Raw genomic sequence first — 17,927 nt, 5'->3', positions numbered from 1 at the left:
TTAGTTCGTGTTTAAATCAAACGAACTCGTTCTACATCCTTTCTTTATTTTGTTTAAAAGTTCTTCTACTGATAACCGATACCGTTATTTCGTACTCAAATCAGCAATTCCAATGGATTTTCAAGTAAGTTTTTCAAATCCACCATAAACTTAGCACCGTTCATACCGTCAATAATACGGTGGTCAATGGTCAAGCAGAGTGCCATAATTGGACGGATTTTGATTTCCCCGTCGATTACGACTGGTGTTTGAACAGTCGAGCAGACACCAAGAATTGCTGAGTTTGGTTGATTAATAATTGGGTTAAAGGTCTTGGTACCAAACATACCGAGGTTAGTAATAGAGAAGGTTGAGCCAGACATTTCTGCCCCTTTCAACTTACCTGATTGCGCTTTTTGAATCACATCTTTTGATGCCACTACAAAATCAGAAAGGCTCATCTTATCTGCTCCGTGAACAACTGGTACGACCAAACCGTCATCCAAACCAACGGCAATTCCAAGGTTGACAAATTTATGCAACTCAATTTCTTGTGCATCGTTGATGAGAGAGGCATTCATGTAACGGTGCTCTTCTTTCATCAAGGTACGGGTAACCGCTAAACCAATCAAGTCCGTAAAGGTAACTTTCAAACCTGTCTTATTCATGATTGGCTCAAGAACTTGCTTACGAAGTGCCATCAAGTTGGTCATGTCAATATCATAGTTGAGCGTAAAGGTTGGTGCAGTCAAGTAAGAGTTGACCATACCTTTTGAAATTGCCTTACGCATTGGGCTCATCTTGATGATTTCAACACCTTCTGGCAATTCTTTGGCTGGTTTTTCTGCTGCTTTTGCTGCAGTTTGCTCTATAGCTGCTGGTTGTTTCACTGCTAGGGCTGCAAGAACATCTTCCTTGACAATCTTGCCGTTGACACCTGTTCCAACAATCTCTTCAAGATTGATTCCTTTATCAGCTGCGATACGACGAGCAAGTGGCGTTGCTTTAGGAGCAGCACCTTTGAAGTCTTCGACGTCTGACTTGTGGACACGACCATTTGCTCCTGTTCCTGGAACAAGTCCAAGATCAATATCCAAGTCTTTCGCTAATTTACGAGCTGCTGGGGTCGCACGTACTTTTCCACCACCCTGGGGTTTTGCAGCTGGCGCAGGAGCTGCCGCTACTGCAACGGGTGCTACTTCAGCAGGTGCGCTTTCTTGTGCCGAAGCAGGCGCTGAGCTTGTCACTACATCTACGCTTTCGCCCTCTGCTCCGAGATAGGCAATCACTTCTGTAACAGGTACGGTTGCGCCGTTTCCATGAACGATTTTAAGAAGGACACCTGAGTCTTCTGCTTCTAATTCCATACTGGTCTTATCAGACATCATTTCCAAGAGAACATCGCCTTCATTGACCACATCACCCTCTTGTTTTTTCCACTCGATGATTTCGCCTTCTTGCATGTCCACACCGAGTTTAGGCATGATAATTTCTATTGCCATGTAATCTTCCTTTCTGTTTTTGCCATTCTTTTTCCATTAGCAAACAAGGGAGCGACGGCTGTGAATCATCACAAAACCGTCTTCCTTTCTTTTATCCTTTATTCACTTGTTTGTAAATTGCAGCTTTAATTTTTTCAACACTTGGTAAGACTGCATTTTCAAGAATGTTGGCGTAAGGAACAGGAACGTCATCAGAAGCGATACGAACAACTGGGGCATCTAGGTAGTCAAATGCTTCGCTTTCTGTAATGATAGATGCAATCTCACCGATGAAACCACCTGTTTTGTAGGCATCGTTGACAAGGATAACTTTTCCAGTTTTCTTAACAGAATTGATAATCAATTCTTTGTCAAGCGGAATAAGCGTACGTGGATCAACCACTTCTACGCTGATACCTTCTGCTGCTACTTCATCAGCTGCTTGAAGAACACGTTCCAACATACGACCGTATGATACGATTGTCACGTCTGTTCCCTCACGTTTGATTTCCCCTTTTCCAAGTGGAATGTAGAAGTCTGGATCAAGGTTCACTTCTTCTTTTTTACCATAGAGCGCTTTTGGCTCTAGGAAGATAACTGGATTGTTATCAAGGATAGAAGATTTCAACAAACCTTTTGCATCATTAGCAGTACCTGGTGCTACTACTTTGATTCCTGGAATATGGGTCAACCATGCTTCAAGAGACTGTGAATGTTGTGCAGCTGAGCCAATTCCTGAACCTGAAGCCACGCGGAAAGTGACAGGTGTTTTCAAGCCACCACCAAACATATAGTTGGTCTTAGCTGCTTGGTTAACAATAGCATCAAGGGCAATGGTAATAAAGTCCATAAATGTCAAGTCAACAATTGGACGAAGACCCGTCTGAGCTGCTCCCACTGCTGAACCTGCAATCGCTGCTTCTGAGATAGGTGTGTCGCGGACGCGTTTTTCACCAAATTCTTCCAACATTCCAACAGAGGTACCGAAGTCTCCACCGTAGATACCTACGTCCTCTCCCATTAAGAATACGCGTTCATCCTTACGCATTTCCTCGCTTTGAGCCAAGTTAATCGCTTCACGCAAGGCCATTACTTTTGTTTCAGTCATGTTTTTCTCCTAGAAAATATCAAATCTTGGTCCCTTTAAACGGAACACTTTCAATCGTTTTCGATAACTATGCTTATGCTTTGCCTATTTATTAGTCCACAAAAACATCTTCGTAAGCAATCGAAATGTCTGGATCTGGACTTTCTTGAGCAAATTTTACAGATGCTTCAACTTCTTCTGCAACTTGCGCTTCAATGGCATCCAATTCTTCGTCTGTTGCAATCTTGTTTTCTGTCAAGTACGCACGGTATTTTTTAAGCGGATCTTTAGCTTTCCAAGCATCTACTTCTTCCTTAGTGCGATACGCACCAGCATCTGCAGTTGAATGCCCAAACCAACGGTATGATTCCACCTCTACAAGAGCAGGGCCATTTCCAGCACGTACGTATTCGATAACTTCGTGCATTTTTTCGTAGACCGCTACGACATCATTGCCATCTTCCACATAATGACCTGGCATACCATAGGCATCTGCACGAAGGTAAAGATGAGGAATTTTAGTTGAATACGTAATATCTGTTGAAATCCCATAACGATTGTTGATAATAAAAAAGATAACTGGCAAATTCCAAACAGCAGCCAAGTTCATTGACTCATGGAAGCTACCTTCATTGGTTGCTGAATCTCCTGAAAAGGCGATCACGATATTGTCTGTTCCAAGATATTGTTGTGTCAGAGCGGCACCTACTGCAAGGGCATAACCTCCACCAACGATACCGTTTGTTCCATAATTTCCTTTTTCAAGGTTAGCTAAGTGCATAGAACCACCACGCCCTTTTGAGGAACCAGTAGCCTTACCTGCAAGTTCAGCCATCATGGCATTGATGTCAATTCCTTTGGCGATGGTTTGACCATGACCACGGTGATTTGAAAAGATAATATCTTGATCTGTCAAGTCTGCAATTGCTCCGACAGAAGCAGCTTCTTCTCCGACTGAGAAGTGAGTCATTCCTTGTACAAATCCACGGCGAACGAGTTTATTCAATTTCATATCCACATCACGGATTTGTTGCATTTTTAAAAACATATCTAAATGTTTTTCTTTTGAAATAGATACCATATTTTCCTCCAAAGTATTTCTGTTTCCTCTCTATGATAATGCAAAATTTCACAATTTGCAAATAATTTAACCGTTTTCCCCTTAGTCTTATAGTTTAGAAAAACACCTATCTTCGTGCGTTTTTTCACAAATTTCCAGAATTATTTCTCCTTTCATGTTGTTTTTTTCACAAACTTATTTTTACCATTGAATCGTCAAACATTTTATGGTAAGATAGCCGTGGAGGTCGCTATGGATTTCGATTTATTTCTATTAATTTGCAACTATATTGGTACTATTTCCTTTGCTGTTTCTGGAACGATTAAGGGATTCAATAAGAAACTCGATATTTTTGGGATTACACTCCTGGCTACGATTACAGCTATCGGTGGAGGTGTCATCCGAGATACCATGGTCAATCAAATTCCCGCCGCTCTTATGGAGCCTTCTTCTATCTATCTCTCAATCGTTGTATCCATTATCATGTACCTTTTTGTCATTACGAAGAAAAATGAATCACTACGCGACAAAACCTTATATCAATTTCTCAGTAAGATCAATCTGGTCTTTGATGCGATTGGACTCGTCATCTTTGCCTTGATTGGAGCTAGCACCGGTGTGGAATTAGGATTGAATTGTCTAACATCAGGTATTTTAGCAGCCTTGACTGGAGTTGGTGGGGGAATTATTCGAGACTTGTTGGTCAATGAGACTCCTCTTGTCTTGAAGGAAGATGTCTATGCTGTGCTAGCTCTTTTTACAGGTATCAGTTACCATATCCTTGTCCTCGACTGGACACTCCCCCGCATTCCTGTCTTTATCAGCCTCTTTTTCATCTTCCTACTCATCCGATTACTCGTTATCAAGTACCACATCAACCTTCCAAACATGGAAAAACCAAATAAAAAACGCTGAAAACCAGCGTTTTTTGCTTACCAACCACCTCTTGGTCCACCGCCGAAGCCACCACCAGGTCCGTCAGCAATGATTTCTGTTTTCTTTTCTCCATTTACTGTGACATCACCGCCGGTAAATTCGACACTGCCGTCAAAGTCAAATCCTGACGTCGGTGCTGTCACATTGATGCTTCCTCCTGAGATAAACAGATTACCATTTGAATCAAAGGCATCCGTATCCCCTTGACCAACGCTGACGTTGATTGTTCCACCAGTCACCTTGATAAAAATATCTGCTCCCATAGCCGTACTTGCGGCATTAATTCCATCATCTGTAGCAGTAACCGTGATAATTCCGCCGTTAATCGTGACATTTGTTCCTTCTAGCCCTTCGGTACTGCTTGTAACCGTTACTTGACCGTCGTCAATAATCAAACTTGATTCTGCCTTGATACCATCGTCCCCTGCTTGGACGGTGATCGTCCCACCTGAGATATGGACGATTCCCTTAGAGGCATCTTGGTCATTATTGGACTTAATCCCGTCATCTACTGCTATCACATCAATCGTTCCTCCAGTAATAGTGACGGAGTCTTTTCCACGAATACCGTCATCTGTAGCAGTGACCGCAATCGTCCCTGAATCAATCACAAGGTCATCTGAAGATACAATCCCGTCTTCAAAATTTCCTTCAACTGTCAAACGACCTGTTCCTGTAATCGTCAGATCCGCCTTGGAATGAATCGCACCCTCGATATTGCTATCGCTATGTTGCTTGCTATCTGAGACTGTATTTTCCGTCCCTTCTTGCAACTCTAGCACAGCATTATCTGCTGCTTCGACATAAATAGCTGCTGTATCTTGACCGGAGATTGCCACTCCCGCCAACACCAAACGAACGTTACCAGTCGTGTTGACGGTAACACCTGCCGCTGTCGTCCCTTTTAGCACATAAGTCCCAGCCTCTGTAATCGTCAATCCTTCATTGGTCAAGGTTACTTCCTTGGTAGGCAAATTTTCCCAATCGATTGTACTCTCTGTTGTCTTTGATGTAGTCGCCACCGCCTGACTGCTTTGTGTCCCGCTAGCAGATGTTGTGCAAGCTGCCAATAAACTCATACTAGCAATTACCACAGATGATACCAATGCTTTTTTAAGTTCATATGTTATTCCTCAATTTCTATCATTTTCAATACCTAAGGAAAGTAAACAGAGATTTTCCATAGGATATCAATACAGGAAAAGTATACATCTGTTTTCTGAAAAAATAATTAAACTTTTCTAAATGAAAACTTAAATAATATTATTGGATAAATAAAAAGGGGAGCTACCACTATCCTCCCCCTAGTTACTCTATTTTCAGTCATTCTGAAAATAAAAGCCCGATGTTTGAGCTTTTTATAATGATGTTTTGAATATCTCCAAATCAACCACTTTATCACAAACTCTGGCTAATAATTCATCATCATGGGAGATGAGCAGGACTAGCTTGCCCTTTGATTTTAACAGTTCAAGCTGTGTGGAAAGTTGTACCATTTGCTCTCTATCAAGACCACTGGAGGGCTCATCAAAGATAAAAATTTCTTTGTTGCTAAACAGACTAGCTGCTATCATCAGGCGCTGCTGCTCTCCCATGGACAAACTCATCGGATGACGGTCTAAGAGATGTGAAAGCCGAAAAGCATGTAATACGTCTTCATCTAGCTGATTCATGCCCGTCCCCAAGCGCAATTCTTTCTCTACTCGCTCTGTAATCAATTGCTGTCGGACATCTTGCATAACATAGGCTATTTTGGCAAGTCGTTTTCGTGCAGTTAAAGATTCTCCCTGCCAACTAACAGCCCCTGTCTTATCTCCTTCTAAGCCGACAAGAGAACGAGCAAAACTCGTCTTTCCAGAACCATTTGCTCCGACAAGACCAACAACCTGTCCAGGCGCTAACACCAAATCATTTAGCTGGTAAAGAGAATCGCCATGGTTGTAAACATGGAAATTTTGCACTTCCAGACCTGCTTGGTCATTGGTAAACGAGTGAACCAATTCCCTCACATGCGCTTGATAGAAATTAAGACTTACTGCCCGCAAGCCCAGTTCTGCTCGCTGTTGCTCAGAATAGGCAAGAAAATCATGCGCAGGCAGATGCTCTACCAGCTCCCCCTCATAAAAATACGCATAAGAATCCGCTATTTCATTTAGATAGGACAGCCGATGCTCTGCAATGATGAGCGTTTTCCCCTGCCCTTTCAAGCTACGGAGCAACTCCTGCACTCGCTCTACACCTGCCGCATCTAGATTTGCGGTCGGTTCATCAAAAATCATAATGTCTGTTCCCTGCATGGCTGCGGTACTAATCGCAACGATCTGCTTTTGCCCACCCGACAAGGATTCCAACTTCTGGTCCAGTAGGGGGGGCAAGTCGAAACGCTCTGCGACCTCTGCCAAGCGTTCAGAAATAGCCGTACGTAGCATCCCTTGATTTTCACAAGGAAAGACCAGCTCTTGCAGGACGTCTTGGTGAAAAAACTGGGTTGCTGGATTTTGAAACACAGACGAAACTTGATAAGCCAATTCTTCCACACTGCTTTCTTCATGGGACAAGGGGCCGATTCGCAAACTTCCCTCAATCTCCCCTTGATAATACTCTGGAACTAGACCATTGATAAGGTGTAACAACGAAGACTTGCCCGAACCACTTGGTCCGCATAAAACCAAGCACCGCCCCTTTTCAAGGCGCAAATCCTTTACCTGACAGGCTGTTTTGTCACTATGCGCATATCTCAACCGTAAGTCCTTTGCTTCTAGTTGTATTTCAGAATAAGAAAACTGAGACACCATGCACAGATACTCCAATCTAGCCAAGTCCAATGGGACTGGACAAACTCGCTTGGTCTATTGGTCATCGCAACCCCCTTGGTCAAGGTTGCAATGGTCAAATCTTGAGCTGAGCGCAAGAGTGACATCATCAAAGGAACCAAGACACATTCCAAATAGCGATGCGGCTGTAAGAGAATATCTCGCTTTCTCAGAAAAATTCCCCTTGTTTTCAAGGAAATATGCACCACTCGCACCTCTTTTCTAATCATCGGTAAAAAACGAAACATAACGCCTAGGGTCAACAGAAAACTCTCTGGTAAATGCCATTTTCTCAGACCATGAATCAATTCATAGGCTGAAGTCGTCAACAGAAGAAAATGCCCAGCCATCAAGGGAATCCAGATATGACTAAGCATGAAGGTAAAGCGAAAGAGCCACATCGGGAGTAAATCCACTTGGCTCAACTGGTAGACCAAAAAATAGCCTAAGACTGTCACGAGTGCCATTTTGATACGACCGACAAGCAGGCAACAAACTGCAATTCCTAGGAGCAGATAAGCACGCTCCCAAGCCGTCACATGCAGACCATAGGTCACTCCTGCAAAAATACTTAACAGGACCTTGCTTCTGGCATCAAATCTCATTGCAGCAACCCCGATTTTTTGAAGGATTTATCGACCATTTTTTGTCCTATAATGGCACCAATCAAGGCACCAACGATAATGGTGGCAGATAGCCACAAAACATTTCCAAACGTGAAATCAACCATGACTCTGGCAATGTATTCTGCAGACTTTCCACGCGCCATTAAATTAGCCTCATAGGCATCCTTCATTAACCACATGAGAATGATTGGCCCTAAATTCCCAAAAGAAAATATGATAAAACTCAAGATGTTAAGCCATTTTTGCTGGTATTGACCTTGCTTGGCCACAAGATCTCCTGCAATCCCAAAGATTAAACTAGGCAGAAAGGCTGAGGCCATATAGCCTGACATAAAAAAGAAACAAGCCATAACACCACTAACCAGGGAAATTGAACCAAATTTTCCCACTTTCGAGAGCAAGACCATATAGACTGGACCACCTATCACAGCTGAAAAAGCTGGTGCATACATCATATTCCCCGAACGGTCAAATACGGCTGCGATTAAGGTCCCTAGCCCTACACATAAAAAATACAAGGCCGCAAAAGCACCTGTTACCATGATATCTTTTACCTTTAATTGTTTCATCATTTTCTCCATCCATTTTGAGGAGTATCTCCCCATTTCAGTGCCTAACAGGCACCTGCCTACCTCAAGTGATACTATGATACCATGAATCGGTATACCTGTCTATCCTTCGCTAAGCGCTACCATACCATTGTCAACTCGGAAAATCTGATCCGCACAGGCGATAGTACTAGTCCGATGAGAAATAAGAAAGACCAGTCCATGACATTCCCTTTTTATCAATTGAATAAACAAAGCTTCATTAAGCGAGTCCAAATTGCTTGTCGGTTCATCAAAAATGTAGACATCTGCCTGTTTTAGCAAAGCTCTCATCAGCTCCAAACGTTGTGCTTCTCCAGCAGAAAAACTAGTTGTATCCACAATTGTATCTAAACCTAATTCAGCTTCTAAAATTCGTTCTTTCATCCTGCATTTTTCTGCCAGATTCAAAATCTCTTCATCCGAGATATCCTCCCTTCCTAAAATTATATTCTCACGAATCGTCTGTTTGAAAATCTGAGGAACTTGCGGAACATAGGCAAAGTGAGACTGCAACTCGTCTGGATGCAATGTCTTACTATTCGTTTGATTCAGTTCAATTGTCCCAGATTGCCAATCATACCAACGCATGATTAGCTTCATCAAGGTAGATTTCCCAGCACCCGACGGGCCAACGATACCGATAATGCCACCTTTTGTAAAGTCTACAGTTAATTGATCATAAATGTCTTGTTCCTTGTCTTCATAGGCAAAATGGATGTTACGTAAACGAACGGCATCAATCGTATCTACCAGCGACTCTCCTGATTTTTCCATTTCTGTTTCATCAAGCATCGAAAAGATATTTCTTCCGGCATTCATCGCTCGTTTAAAGCCTAGCGGTAAGCGACTTAATTCTAAAAATGGAGCAAAAGAACTTGTAAATGCAACGACCACGGAAAGACCTGTTACTACATCTAACCTCTCACTCTCAACAAGATAGAACGTTCTCCAAGCAAAGAAGGTAATCGCTAGGCCAATCACCAAAAAGCTATAGGCTTGCTGCATAAAATTTGTTTGGGCGACCTGTCTTTCCTGTCGATTGACTTGCTGACTTTGCTGATTCAAGACAGTCATATAGGCATCCATTTGTTGGAATTGAAGCAGGTCTTTGACAGCCTTCAACCCTTGAATAAAAGAAGCTACATAGGCTTTTCGTTCCTGATTTTGCTCCTGTAAAATCGGAGTCAGCCGCCTAGCAAACTGATTGGGTAGGTAAATAGCCAACAGGCTGTAAGTAAAAAGTGCTACGCAAGCCAACCCCCAATCCTGCCCGACCATTCCTCCAACCATCAAAAGCGTGACCAAAATTCCTGTCGAAATCGGGGCCAAGGTATGGGCAAAAAAGATTTCCAACGCCTCAATATCCTCTCCAATCATCTTCAACAAAACACCACTATCTTGCCGGTCTAATTTTCCTGGAGCCAAGGCACGCAGTTTAGCAAATATCATCCTCCGAAAAGCAGCTAGGCTATGAAATGCTACATAATGCCCAAAATAATGTTCGCCATACCGAAAAGCCCCTCGTAATAGTCCAAGTAATATCAATACGAGAAGGAAGACAAAAGAAGGTGTTTCCCCTGTTTGCAAGGCGTGTCCTGCTAATTGGACTAAAATAACTGGTATGCCAATCGTCGTCACAAATCCTAAAACGGCAAATAGTACCGCAACTGCTATAAATGGCAGTAAGTACCGCATCGTCTTAATCAACCGTGGAATCAAGATCTGCGTTGGGTATTTTTCCTTATCCATAAATCGACTCCTCCAATTGAGCTTGGGTATCCACCAGATTGCGGAAATCCGGCTGTTGTTGGTACAATTCGTCAGCGGATCCGACAAACGCCTCATGATGTGACAGGAAAAGGACCTGATCTGCCAGATACACCTGCTTCATCTTGTGCGTAATCATGACAACAATTGCTATCTCTGAAACCAGCTGGATTAGTTGGTAAATCAACGCTTCATTGTCCGCATCAACACTCGATGTGATTTCATCAAAAATATAGAGAGAACGCTTGGCTAATATCGCACGTGCACAGATGACTTGTTGACGTTGACCAGGTGACAGCATTTCTCCATTTTCGCCTACAATCGTTTCCAGACCTGCTGGCAATTCATGGATAAATTGCAAAACACCATGCTTATCCATCCATGCCAGAATTTCTTCTCTCGTCCAATCACAAGCCATGACCAAATTGTCATAAATAGACTGATTCAAAAGATAGGATTGCGCAGATACATACAGGATTTGACGATTGATTTCTGCTTGCGATAAATTTAATAAGGAAGTTTGGCCGAGCAAAATTTTTCCTGTTTGAGGGACCAATCGCTTCATCAGCAACTGCGCCAAGGTGGTTTTCCCTTGACCAGACGCTCCTGCAACTGCATAGATATGACCAGAAGTCATCTCCAATTGAACTCCTTGTAAGACCACCTTTTTATCGTATGCAAACGTTACATCCTGCAATCGTACCTGGTCGAAATCTGCTAAAACAGTTCCTTCTTCTTCGCCTTTTTTCTGTATCCCATCCAAAAATCCAAAAATCCGATCTGCCATTTTGGTATTCATCATGACTAAATGCATCCCATAGCCCTGCTCTCGAATTGGTGCAAAAAATTCCGTTGCAATGAGGACAAAGAAAACGAAAGAAGATAAAGACAATTGCCCAGCCACTAATTGACCAACCGCTACGAACCCTGAAAGCCCTATTCCCAGATACATAACCGCATCCATGTAACCAACCGCCTGCAATTGAAAGCCAAGCAATTCCATTGTCGCATCTCGGAAGTCTTCTGCCTGCTCGTTGAAGGTCTTTTCATAGGTCGCATCTGCTTGATAGGCGTATAAAGTGTTTAACCCCTTTAAATCATCTAAGAAAAGATTGCCAACATCCATGTAAGAAGCCCAGTAGCGGTTCATGATACGTTTTGACCGCTTCTGCATCAGGATAATGGAAATCGGAATCAACGGAAGAGCCAGAACAAAAATCGCACTTCCAAGAGGGAAGATCCAAGCAACTAAGACGAGGACAGTTGTACAATTCAAGTAAGTCCTAAGGGACATCGTGAGGTAATGAGAATAATAGGTGTCCAAACTGTCGATTCCTTGCGACGCAACCGTAAAAACATCTGCCGCCGTTGTCTCAGACTCAAACTGGCCATCTCGCGCAATCAAAGCCTGAAAAAAAGAACGCTTAATCGCATCGCGAGCAAACTGTGAGCCAATTCCCTGCAAACGCTTGGCAACAATAGAGGCCAGAAAACCGACAAGATTGACAGCGACCAGTCGAAGCACTAACTCTCCTAACTCAAATACTCCTCCAGCCATGTAGACCGCAAAGCTCTGGCTAATCCAATAAAAGCTCAAAATCCGCACTAGAAACTGAATCCAGGATAACAGAGCTGCTGTATAAACCAAGCCCATTTTTGGACGTATCTGCTCCTTCAGCCTACTTAGCAAATATTTTTTCTTTTCTCGTGAGATTTTTTTCTCTTGACTCACCTGATAAACTCCTTCCTATACTTTGTGACTATTATAACATTCTTTGAATTGTCTGTAAATTCTAATTTAAAACATAAAAACGAGAAAGCGTTTTCCATTCATGGTATAATTGATTCAACAAAAGTAGAATTTTAACCAATCATCATAAGGAGAAAAAATGAAAAGGATTTTCCAATTATCGCACATTACAACAATTGTCTTATTCAGTAGCGCAACACTCCTAGTAGCCTGCACTCCTAACAAGTCAAGCACACAGCCAAGCACGTCTGAACAGACTAGTCACGTCAGTTCTTCTTCTAAGGAACTCAAGCAGGCAACCCCAGAAGATGATAAAAAATTTTATGCCGGTGTCTTTGAAGACTATCAAAAAATTCTAGAATACTACGCTACCTATAACACCAACCTTGCTCATATACAAGAATTACTGGGTAGCCTATCTATTGAACTCAATTCTTGGGTAATCGAAAGTGCCCTGTACTCTCCAAATAGCTTGCGCTACACTTTTCTCGATGTCAACCAAGACGGACAGAATGAATTATTGGTCAGTTCCTTCCAAGAAAATCAGCAAATTTTTCCAGTTGCTCTTTACTATTTAGAAAATAAAACTCCTAGTCTCTTTGCACAAGGTTTTGTCGCAGGTCATGGGGGAGCTAGAAATGCCTTTCGAATTTATCAAAACGGCGATGTGGTTACCGCTAGTTGGAACTCTGGAACAGGGGAAGGTACTGCAACACTTTATCAATTTTCAACAGATAGTCCCCAACCAAAACAAAGCGACCAAACCGAATTTCAGCTTGGCCCAATTAAACTGGATCAACTATGCGGCAAATCAAAAGAGGAAGAGCTAGACTTAACTGCTCTCGACTGGGCGTCGTTTGAAACACCTCAAAAACCTGCTACAGCCAAGGATACAACCGCTAAAAATATGGATATTAATGCTATTTCGGCTGGTGATTTCTCAAGCCTTGCAGGAACTTGGAAAAACGCACAAGGCTGGGTGTTGACCATTGAAGCAGACGGAAATATCGTTTATCCAGACTATCCTGAGGTCACTAAGTATATCAGCTTAAACAATGCCAAGATCACAAATGGAATACTGAGTGCTAACATCACAAACCCGAACATTCAAGCATCTGCAACTGTCCCTACCTTCTTTATTCCTAAAGGTGTTGCCATCACACCAATCGCAGAAAATGCCAGTGATCCGACAGACCAAACAAAAGACAGATTCTATTCCACTCAGCACTTCATGTCAGCTGATGAACTCCTTCAAGAAGTTTTCTATCGTGTAGAGGAATAAACGGACAGGTAACCCATGTAGCTCACCATATAAAAATGCGACTTATCCTTATTCAATACACGTTACTCGATCATCTGTAAACACAAGCCAGCAAGTTCACACTCTGCCTCTAACAACAGATAAAATCAGATTGGAGAAACAGCCGATTTCGGATGATTGTCTCCAATCTGATTAATTTGTGCTTTAAAAATAGCCCGTCAAGGGGGTTATACTCATTTAATATCAAAATCTAATTGGATTTTAGACAGTAACAAATGTAGTCTTATCTAAACACAAGATGAGTTTTTTTCGCCCAACAAATAAAGCACTGGCAATCATAAATGCTATGCCTACTCCTAAAGTTAGATATCCTTGCTGTGATGTGATTTGCGTATTATTTAATCCATAAGCTGTTTGCCCAGTCGTAACCATAAAACTGCTCATATAGGTCGTTGGAATTAAATGAGCGAGAGGCTGTAAGGGAACTACAAATTGTGGTAGCAAAACAGCACCTAAGCTCACGAGAAGTGAAATAAACAGTCCCAACATTTGATTTTTCACCAAACACATAATAAGGTAAGTAAATAAGGCAACGAAACAAGAAGCTAATAAAAACAATCCCAAACTTGGTAATATGGTCTGCCCAATAGCTGAAAAATAGATATCTTCCGTTCCCTCCATATGGAATTTAATAGGATAATCAGGATTCCCAACACCAAAAAGCAGTGAAGATACCGTACCCAATACCGCAAGTAGAAGGGCTGGAAGCACTATTCCCAATAAGGTAACTATCCCAACCTCTCTAATGACTCTCGTTGACATCTTAATTGGTAAAATTTGAAAAGTGTCTATCTTATCACGGTATATAGATCCAAAAAGATTAGAAACCACAAAAACCAACATAATCGTCACGAGAAAAGGTAGATAATAGATAGTTAAATTTTGCAAAAAACCTATCGTTTGGGTGGGAAAAGTCATGTTTTCAAAAGGATAGTTTTTATCTGATAAGGCTTGGTAATACAGAAGCCCCTCCTTAAAACCTTGAATAGCAGCCTCGTCTGCTCCATTTTTTTCCAATGTTTCAACAGCTTTACTTAAATGATTTACTTGTTCAGCATAAACAACAGCCCAATCACCACTGTTTATTGCCTTTAAAAATTCCTTTTCTTTAGCTAGTTGTTCTTTTCCATCAGATAAGTCTTGAGAAATTTTTTCTTTTTCTTCAGACGATAAACCTTCTGCATTTTTATCTCGTTCGAGTTGTTCAACATACAAACCCATTTGTAACACAGTAGCTTTGACATCACTTTTTAATATATCGTTATTTCTATTCCGACTATTCAGAAATAAGACGACGAGTGATAAAAAGAGTACCACAAGATAGGAAGCCCAAGTCAATTTATTCTTTAAAACTTTAGAAAATAAAAATTTAATATAGTTCATGCTGACACCTCAACCAATTTTTCCCGATTAAAACTCAGCATAACATCACAGTATTCAATTATATCTTCTCTGTAGTGAGAAGATATAATAATCATCTTCCCTTTATCTCGTAATTTCTGCAACTCAGAAAAGATAACACCTCGACTTTGCTCGTCAAGCCCATTTATGATTTCATCCATGAGTAGATAATTGGCATCGCTTACCAAATATAGACTAATGAGAAGTCGCTGTTTCATACCAAGAGAGTATTTTTTTATCGGAAGTTTGATATAATCCGACATACCTAACACCTTAATAATACTTGTAATATCAACTGAGGACGCCCACTCTTTTTGTATGAATTTCAAATAGCCTAAACCTGTTAAATTGGTATCAAACCAATCAGAATCTTCAAAATAAAATATTTCTCTTCTACCTTTAGAGGTTTCTGTCAATTTAAAAAGACCTTTTTCTACGGGTATCAAACCCATGATTGCCCTAAAAAAAGTTGTTTTTCCTGAACCATTGACCGCCACAATTCCATACATTTTTCCCCTTTCAAAGCAATAGGAAAAATCCGACAAAATAGAGTGCCTCGTTTTAAGAGTTAAATTATCTATCTTTAACATGGTTCTCTCCTTTCGAAAAAAGAGGCAAGGAAAACTCACCTCTTTTTCAGGCTATCAAAAGCCATTTGTAAAATAATTAACACGTTCAAATCGGATATAGTTCCAGCCACCACCCACTTGATAAGTGTCTTGTCCAGAATACTTCACATAGTATGGAATATCTACATATCTATACCTATGATAATTGCCAGAAAGTCCTGTAACTGTATTGTAATCGTATCTAAAACTTTTTGTAACAGTATCAGCTGAGACAGAAACAACTATAAGAAAAACACAATGCTACTACGAATAAAAACATTTTAATGACTGACTTCGTTTTCATTTTAGTCTCTCCCTTTCACAAATATCTGTCGTCTCCGACTAATATTTTTTCATCAAGTTTCTTAAGTTAAATCATAAGACTCAGCGACTAAGGTCAAAAATCACCATTTCTGTACTGTGAACAATTATCTCCTAGTATAGGTGCGCCTTCTACTAAGCTTTTGTTCGCCATTAAAACTTAATTGTCTCCATTTTTATATCTCGCAATGCACATAGGAGCCTCCTGTATTGAGAAACTTACACACTAAGCAACATTATATTCTATCTTTCACCCTGAGTTACAATAACGATAAATCTAAATTTGCATCAGTACCTCTCCCTTATCGCTATTTTATGCAACAAAGATAGTGTCTCCATTTTTATATCGACTTAAGTTAAATGCCATAAGGTTACCTCTCTGACATCTAAATTGTAAACTAGGCTTGTCTCCGTTCTTATGACGTCCAATATCAAAAGTCACCATGACGTCACCTCCCATAATACATTGAAGAACGATTGTTTGAAGACTCTTTGCCTCCATTTTTATACCTGTTGCAATTGAAAATTAGATTAGAGTTACTTTTTTCTCTTCTTCATTCCTATAACTTGATTATAAAGCAAGCGCTTCCATTTGTCAAATTTTGGATATTTTTCGTATCTTCCGAACATTCTTTTAAATAAAAAATAGCTAGCCTTTATTTATTTAAAAATCGTTCCATTTAAACGAACAATTCTATTTTTGAATTAGACCTTTTTGCTCTAAGAAAGTTACAGGGACTTTTCGGTAATAAAATAAAAACATTTTCTTCAGATAGAAGACAAAGTCCTTAGAATAGAGTTTCTAAGGACTTTGTCTTCTATCTGAAACAGCCCATTAAGGGCTATTTTTTAATCTTCATTTACGAATGGTAATAATGCCATTACGCGAGCGCGTTTAATCGCTGTTGTTACTTTGCGTTGGTTTTTAGCTGAAGTTCCAGTCACGCGACGTGGTAAGATTTTTCCACGTTCTGAAATGAAACGGCTAAGAAGCTCAGTATCTTTGTAATCAACATATTCAATTTTATTCGCTGCGATATAATCAACTTTTTTACGGCGTTTGAATCCGCCACGACGTTGTTGAGCCATGTTTTTCTCCTTTATAATTTTTATCTGTCCTTACCTAGAATGGTAAATCATCATCTGAAATATCCATCGGATTCGTTGTTCCAAATGGACTTTCCTCACGTGCAAAGTTTGGTGTAGATTGTACGGGCGCTTGATAGGAAGCATTGTAATCATTTCCGCCAGCAAATGAATTGCTTGCTTGATAACTGCCACCTTGGCCCTCACGTGCAGTACGACTTTCCAATAATTGGAAACTTTCTGCAACCACTTCTGTTACATAAACGCGTTGGCCTTGCTGGTTGTCATAACTACGAGTCTGAATGCGACCAGTAATTCCCACCAAAGCACCTTTCTTAGCCCAGTTTGCCAAATTCTCAGCTTGCTGGCGCCAGATGACCACATTGATAAAATCCGCTTCTCGCTCACCGCTTTGATTTTTAAAATTACGATTCACTGCAAGTGTAAAAGTCGCAACGGCCTGATTAGACTGTGTGTAACGAAGGTCTGCATCACGGGTCATACGACCAACTAGTACTACATTATTTATCATAATCTGCCTTCTTACGCGTCTAATTTTACAATCATGTGACGAAGAATGTCGCCGTTGATTTTTGAAAGACGGTCAAACTCTTTAAGAGCGACGTCATCAGTTGCTTCAACGTTGACGATGTGGTAAAGTCCTTCACGGAAATCTTTGATTTCGTATGCAAGACGACGTTTTTCCCATGCTTTTGATTCAACAACAGTTGCACAGTTGTCAGTCAAGATAGAGTCAAAGCGTGCTACCAAAGCATTTTTAGCTTCTTCTTCAATGTTTGGACGAATAATATAAAGAATTTCGTATTTAGCCATTGATATGTTCCTCCTTTTGGTCTAATGACTCATGGTCTAGCCACGAGTAAGTGAGGGTTGCTCACAAGGTATTATTATATCGCACTTTCAAGGAAATAGCAAGGAAAACAGCAGGATTTTTGACTGAAATATAAAAACATGACAAATTGTAAAATATAGTGCAACAAAAAAACTCATAGGGTTTCTTTCGTGTAAACTGTAAGTAACGACACCAACAGAACACGAGGGAACCTATGAGCTACTCACATTTTACCATAAAAGAGCGAC

General features: G+C 40.9%; 16 protein-coding genes. 2 read left to right on the top strand and 14 right to left on the bottom strand.

Annotation, left to right across the window (positions count from 1 at the left end; all coding sequences use genetic code 11):
- Positions 1-95: 95 nt before the first annotated feature.
- The 3 genes from ABPH35_RS04550 to ABPH35_RS04540 all read right to left on the bottom strand — a co-directional run bounded on the left by ABPH35_RS04550 (position 96) and on the right by ABPH35_RS04540 (position 3,628).
- Positions 96-1,481: a dihydrolipoamide acetyltransferase gene (locus ABPH35_RS04550; RefSeq protein WP_349988190.1), complete on the bottom strand. Its 1,386-nt coding sequence runs from the start codon at positions 1,479-1,481 to the stop codon at positions 96-98.
- A gap of 91 nt (positions 1,482-1,572) precedes the next feature.
- Positions 1,573-2,568, bottom strand: a complete 996-nt coding sequence (locus ABPH35_RS04545) for an alpha-ketoacid dehydrogenase subunit beta (protein WP_067086971.1) — start codon at positions 2,566-2,568, stop codon at positions 1,573-1,575.
- A 91-nt stretch (positions 2,569-2,659) separates the two neighbouring features.
- On the bottom strand, positions 2,660-3,628 hold the full coding sequence (locus ABPH35_RS04540; protein ID WP_349988189.1) for a thiamine pyrophosphate-dependent dehydrogenase E1 component subunit alpha: 969 nt from the start codon (positions 3,626-3,628) through the stop codon (positions 2,660-2,662).
- 231 nt (positions 3,629-3,859) lie between these two features.
- Here ABPH35_RS04540 and ABPH35_RS04535 point away from each other — a divergent pair, with 231 nt between their 5' ends.
- Complete coding sequence (locus ABPH35_RS04535) at positions 3,860-4,522, top strand: trimeric intracellular cation channel family protein (RefSeq protein ID WP_349988188.1); 663 nt, start codon at positions 3,860-3,862, stop codon at positions 4,520-4,522.
- A gap of 17 nt (positions 4,523-4,539) precedes the next feature.
- Here the strand turns inward: ABPH35_RS04535 and ABPH35_RS04530 are convergent, their stop codons facing one another.
- The 6 genes from ABPH35_RS04530 to ABPH35_RS04505 all read right to left on the bottom strand — a co-directional run bounded on the left by ABPH35_RS04530 (position 4,540) and on the right by ABPH35_RS04505 (position 12,071).
- Positions 4,540-5,673 carry a carbohydrate-binding domain-containing protein gene (locus tag ABPH35_RS04530; RefSeq protein ID WP_405054563.1) on the bottom strand — a complete coding sequence of 378 codons (1,134 nt, stop codon included), beginning with the start codon at positions 5,671-5,673 and terminating at the stop codon, positions 4,540-4,542.
- 228 nt (positions 5,674-5,901) lie between these two features.
- On the bottom strand, positions 5,902-7,338 hold the full coding sequence (locus tag ABPH35_RS04525; protein ID WP_368849627.1) for an ATP-binding cassette domain-containing protein: 1,437 nt from the start codon (positions 7,336-7,338) through the stop codon (positions 5,902-5,904).
- The gene (locus tag ABPH35_RS04520) at positions 7,302-7,961 is read right to left on the bottom strand and encodes an energy-coupling factor transporter transmembrane component T (protein ID WP_349988185.1); all 660 of its coding nucleotides are present in this window, start codon (positions 7,959-7,961) and stop codon (positions 7,302-7,304) included. The genes ABPH35_RS04525 and ABPH35_RS04520 overlap by 37 nt, the downstream gene beginning before the upstream one ends.
- Positions 7,958-8,551, bottom strand: coding sequence for an MptD family putative ECF transporter S component (locus tag ABPH35_RS04515; protein WP_349988203.1), 594 nt, complete (start codon positions 8,549-8,551; stop codon positions 7,958-7,960). Before ABPH35_RS04515 ends, ABPH35_RS04520 begins: the two co-directional genes overlap by 4 nt.
- A 102-nt stretch (positions 8,552-8,653) precedes the next feature.
- Complete coding sequence (locus tag ABPH35_RS04510; RefSeq protein ID WP_349988184.1) at positions 8,654-10,321, bottom strand: amino acid ABC transporter ATP-binding/permease protein; 1,668 nt, start codon at positions 10,319-10,321, stop codon at positions 8,654-8,656.
- The gene (locus tag ABPH35_RS04505; protein ID WP_349988183.1) at positions 10,314-12,071 is read right to left on the bottom strand and encodes an ABC transporter ATP-binding protein/permease; all 1,758 of its coding nucleotides are present in this window, start codon (positions 12,069-12,071) and stop codon (positions 10,314-10,316) included. Before ABPH35_RS04505 ends, ABPH35_RS04510 begins: the two co-directional genes overlap by 8 nt.
- 157 nt (positions 12,072-12,228) lie before the next feature.
- Between ABPH35_RS04505 and ABPH35_RS04500 the strand changes: the two genes are divergently transcribed.
- Positions 12,229-13,371, top strand: a complete 1,143-nt coding sequence (locus ABPH35_RS04500) for a DUF6287 domain-containing protein (RefSeq protein ID WP_368849626.1) — start codon at positions 12,229-12,231, stop codon at positions 13,369-13,371.
- A gap of 240 nt (positions 13,372-13,611) precedes the next feature.
- Here ABPH35_RS04500 and ABPH35_RS04495 read toward each other — a convergent pair whose 3' ends face one another.
- The 5 genes from ABPH35_RS04495 to rpsF all read right to left on the bottom strand — a co-directional run bounded on the left by ABPH35_RS04495 (position 13,612) and on the right by rpsF (position 17,660).
- Positions 13,612-14,793 carry an ABC transporter permease gene (locus tag ABPH35_RS04495; RefSeq protein ID WP_349988181.1) on the bottom strand — a complete coding sequence of 394 codons (1,182 nt, stop codon included), beginning with the start codon at positions 14,791-14,793 and terminating at the stop codon, positions 13,612-13,614.
- Positions 14,790-15,401: an ABC transporter ATP-binding protein gene (locus ABPH35_RS04490; RefSeq protein WP_349988180.1), complete on the bottom strand. Its 612-nt coding sequence runs from the start codon at positions 15,399-15,401 to the stop codon at positions 14,790-14,792. Before ABPH35_RS04490 ends, ABPH35_RS04495 begins: the two co-directional genes overlap by 4 nt.
- 1,188 nt (positions 15,402-16,589) lie before the next feature.
- A complete protein-coding gene (gene rpsR, locus ABPH35_RS04485; protein ID WP_002939250.1) occupies positions 16,590-16,829 on the bottom strand; it encodes a 30S ribosomal protein S18 in 240 nt (79 codons plus the stop codon).
- Between the two features lie 34 nt (positions 16,830-16,863).
- Positions 16,864-17,358, bottom strand: coding sequence for a single-stranded DNA-binding protein (locus tag ABPH35_RS04480; RefSeq protein WP_349988179.1), 495 nt, complete (start codon positions 17,356-17,358; stop codon positions 16,864-16,866).
- Positions 17,359-17,369: 11 nt separating this feature from the next.
- The gene (gene rpsF / locus ABPH35_RS04475) at positions 17,370-17,660 is read right to left on the bottom strand and encodes a 30S ribosomal protein S6 (protein ID WP_349988178.1); all 291 of its coding nucleotides are present in this window, start codon (positions 17,658-17,660) and stop codon (positions 17,370-17,372) included.
- Between the last annotated feature and the right edge of the window lie 267 nt (positions 17,661-17,927).

It is taken from the genome of Streptococcus handemini, assembly GCF_040984445.1.
GTDB classification, from domain to species: domain Bacteria; phylum Bacillota; class Bacilli; order Lactobacillales; family Streptococcaceae; genus Streptococcus; species Streptococcus handemini.
The sequence above is the reverse complement of the archived record's forward strand: the minus strand, read 5'-3'. Positions and strand labels throughout refer to the sequence as shown.

What these genes read in the sequence shown, in the direction of transcription:
- ABPH35_RS04520 (WP_349988185.1), bottom strand. Translation starts at nt 7,961, where the DNA reads ATGAGATTTGATGCCAGAAGCAAGGTCCTGTTAAGTATTTTTGCAGGA.
- ABPH35_RS04480 (WP_349988179.1), bottom strand. Translation starts at nt 17,358, where the DNA reads ATGATAAATAATGTAGTACTAGTTGGTCGTATGACCCGTGATGCAGAC.
- ABPH35_RS04545 (WP_067086971.1), bottom strand. Translation starts at nt 2,568, where the DNA reads ATGACTGAAACAAAAGTAATGGCCTTGCGTGAAGCGATTAACTTGGCT.
- rpsF (WP_349988178.1), bottom strand. Translation starts at nt 17,660, where the DNA reads ATGGCTAAATACGAAATTCTTTATATTATTCGTCCAAACATTGAAGAA.
- ABPH35_RS04515 (WP_349988203.1), bottom strand. Translation starts at nt 8,551, where the DNA reads ATGAAACAATTAAAGGTAAAAGATATCATGGTAACAGGTGCTTTTGCG.
- ABPH35_RS04540 (WP_349988189.1), bottom strand. Translation starts at nt 3,628, where the DNA reads ATGGTATCTATTTCAAAAGAAAAACATTTAGATATGTTTTTAAAAATG.
- ABPH35_RS04550 (WP_349988190.1), bottom strand. Translation starts at nt 1,481, where the DNA reads ATGGCAATAGAAATTATCATGCCTAAACTCGGTGTGGACATGCAAGAA.
- ABPH35_RS04500 (WP_368849626.1), top strand. Translation starts at nt 12,229, where the DNA reads ATGAAAAGGATTTTCCAATTATCGCACATTACAACAATTGTCTTATTC.
- ABPH35_RS04525 (WP_368849627.1), bottom strand. Translation starts at nt 7,338, where the DNA reads ATGGTGTCTCAGTTTTCTTATTCTGAAATACAACTAGAAGCAAAGGAC.
- ABPH35_RS04490 (WP_349988180.1), bottom strand. Translation starts at nt 15,401, where the DNA reads ATGTTAAAGATAGATAATTTAACTCTTAAAACGAGGCACTCTATTTTG.
- ABPH35_RS04510 (WP_349988184.1), bottom strand. Translation starts at nt 10,321, where the DNA reads ATGGATAAGGAAAAATACCCAACGCAGATCTTGATTCCACGGTTGATT.
- ABPH35_RS04535 (WP_349988188.1), top strand. Translation starts at nt 3,860, where the DNA reads ATGGATTTCGATTTATTTCTATTAATTTGCAACTATATTGGTACTATT.
- ABPH35_RS04495 (WP_349988181.1), bottom strand. Translation starts at nt 14,793, where the DNA reads ATGAACTATATTAAATTTTTATTTTCTAAAGTTTTAAAGAATAAATTG.
- rpsR (WP_002939250.1), bottom strand. Translation starts at nt 16,829, where the DNA reads ATGGCTCAACAACGTCGTGGCGGATTCAAACGCCGTAAAAAAGTTGAT.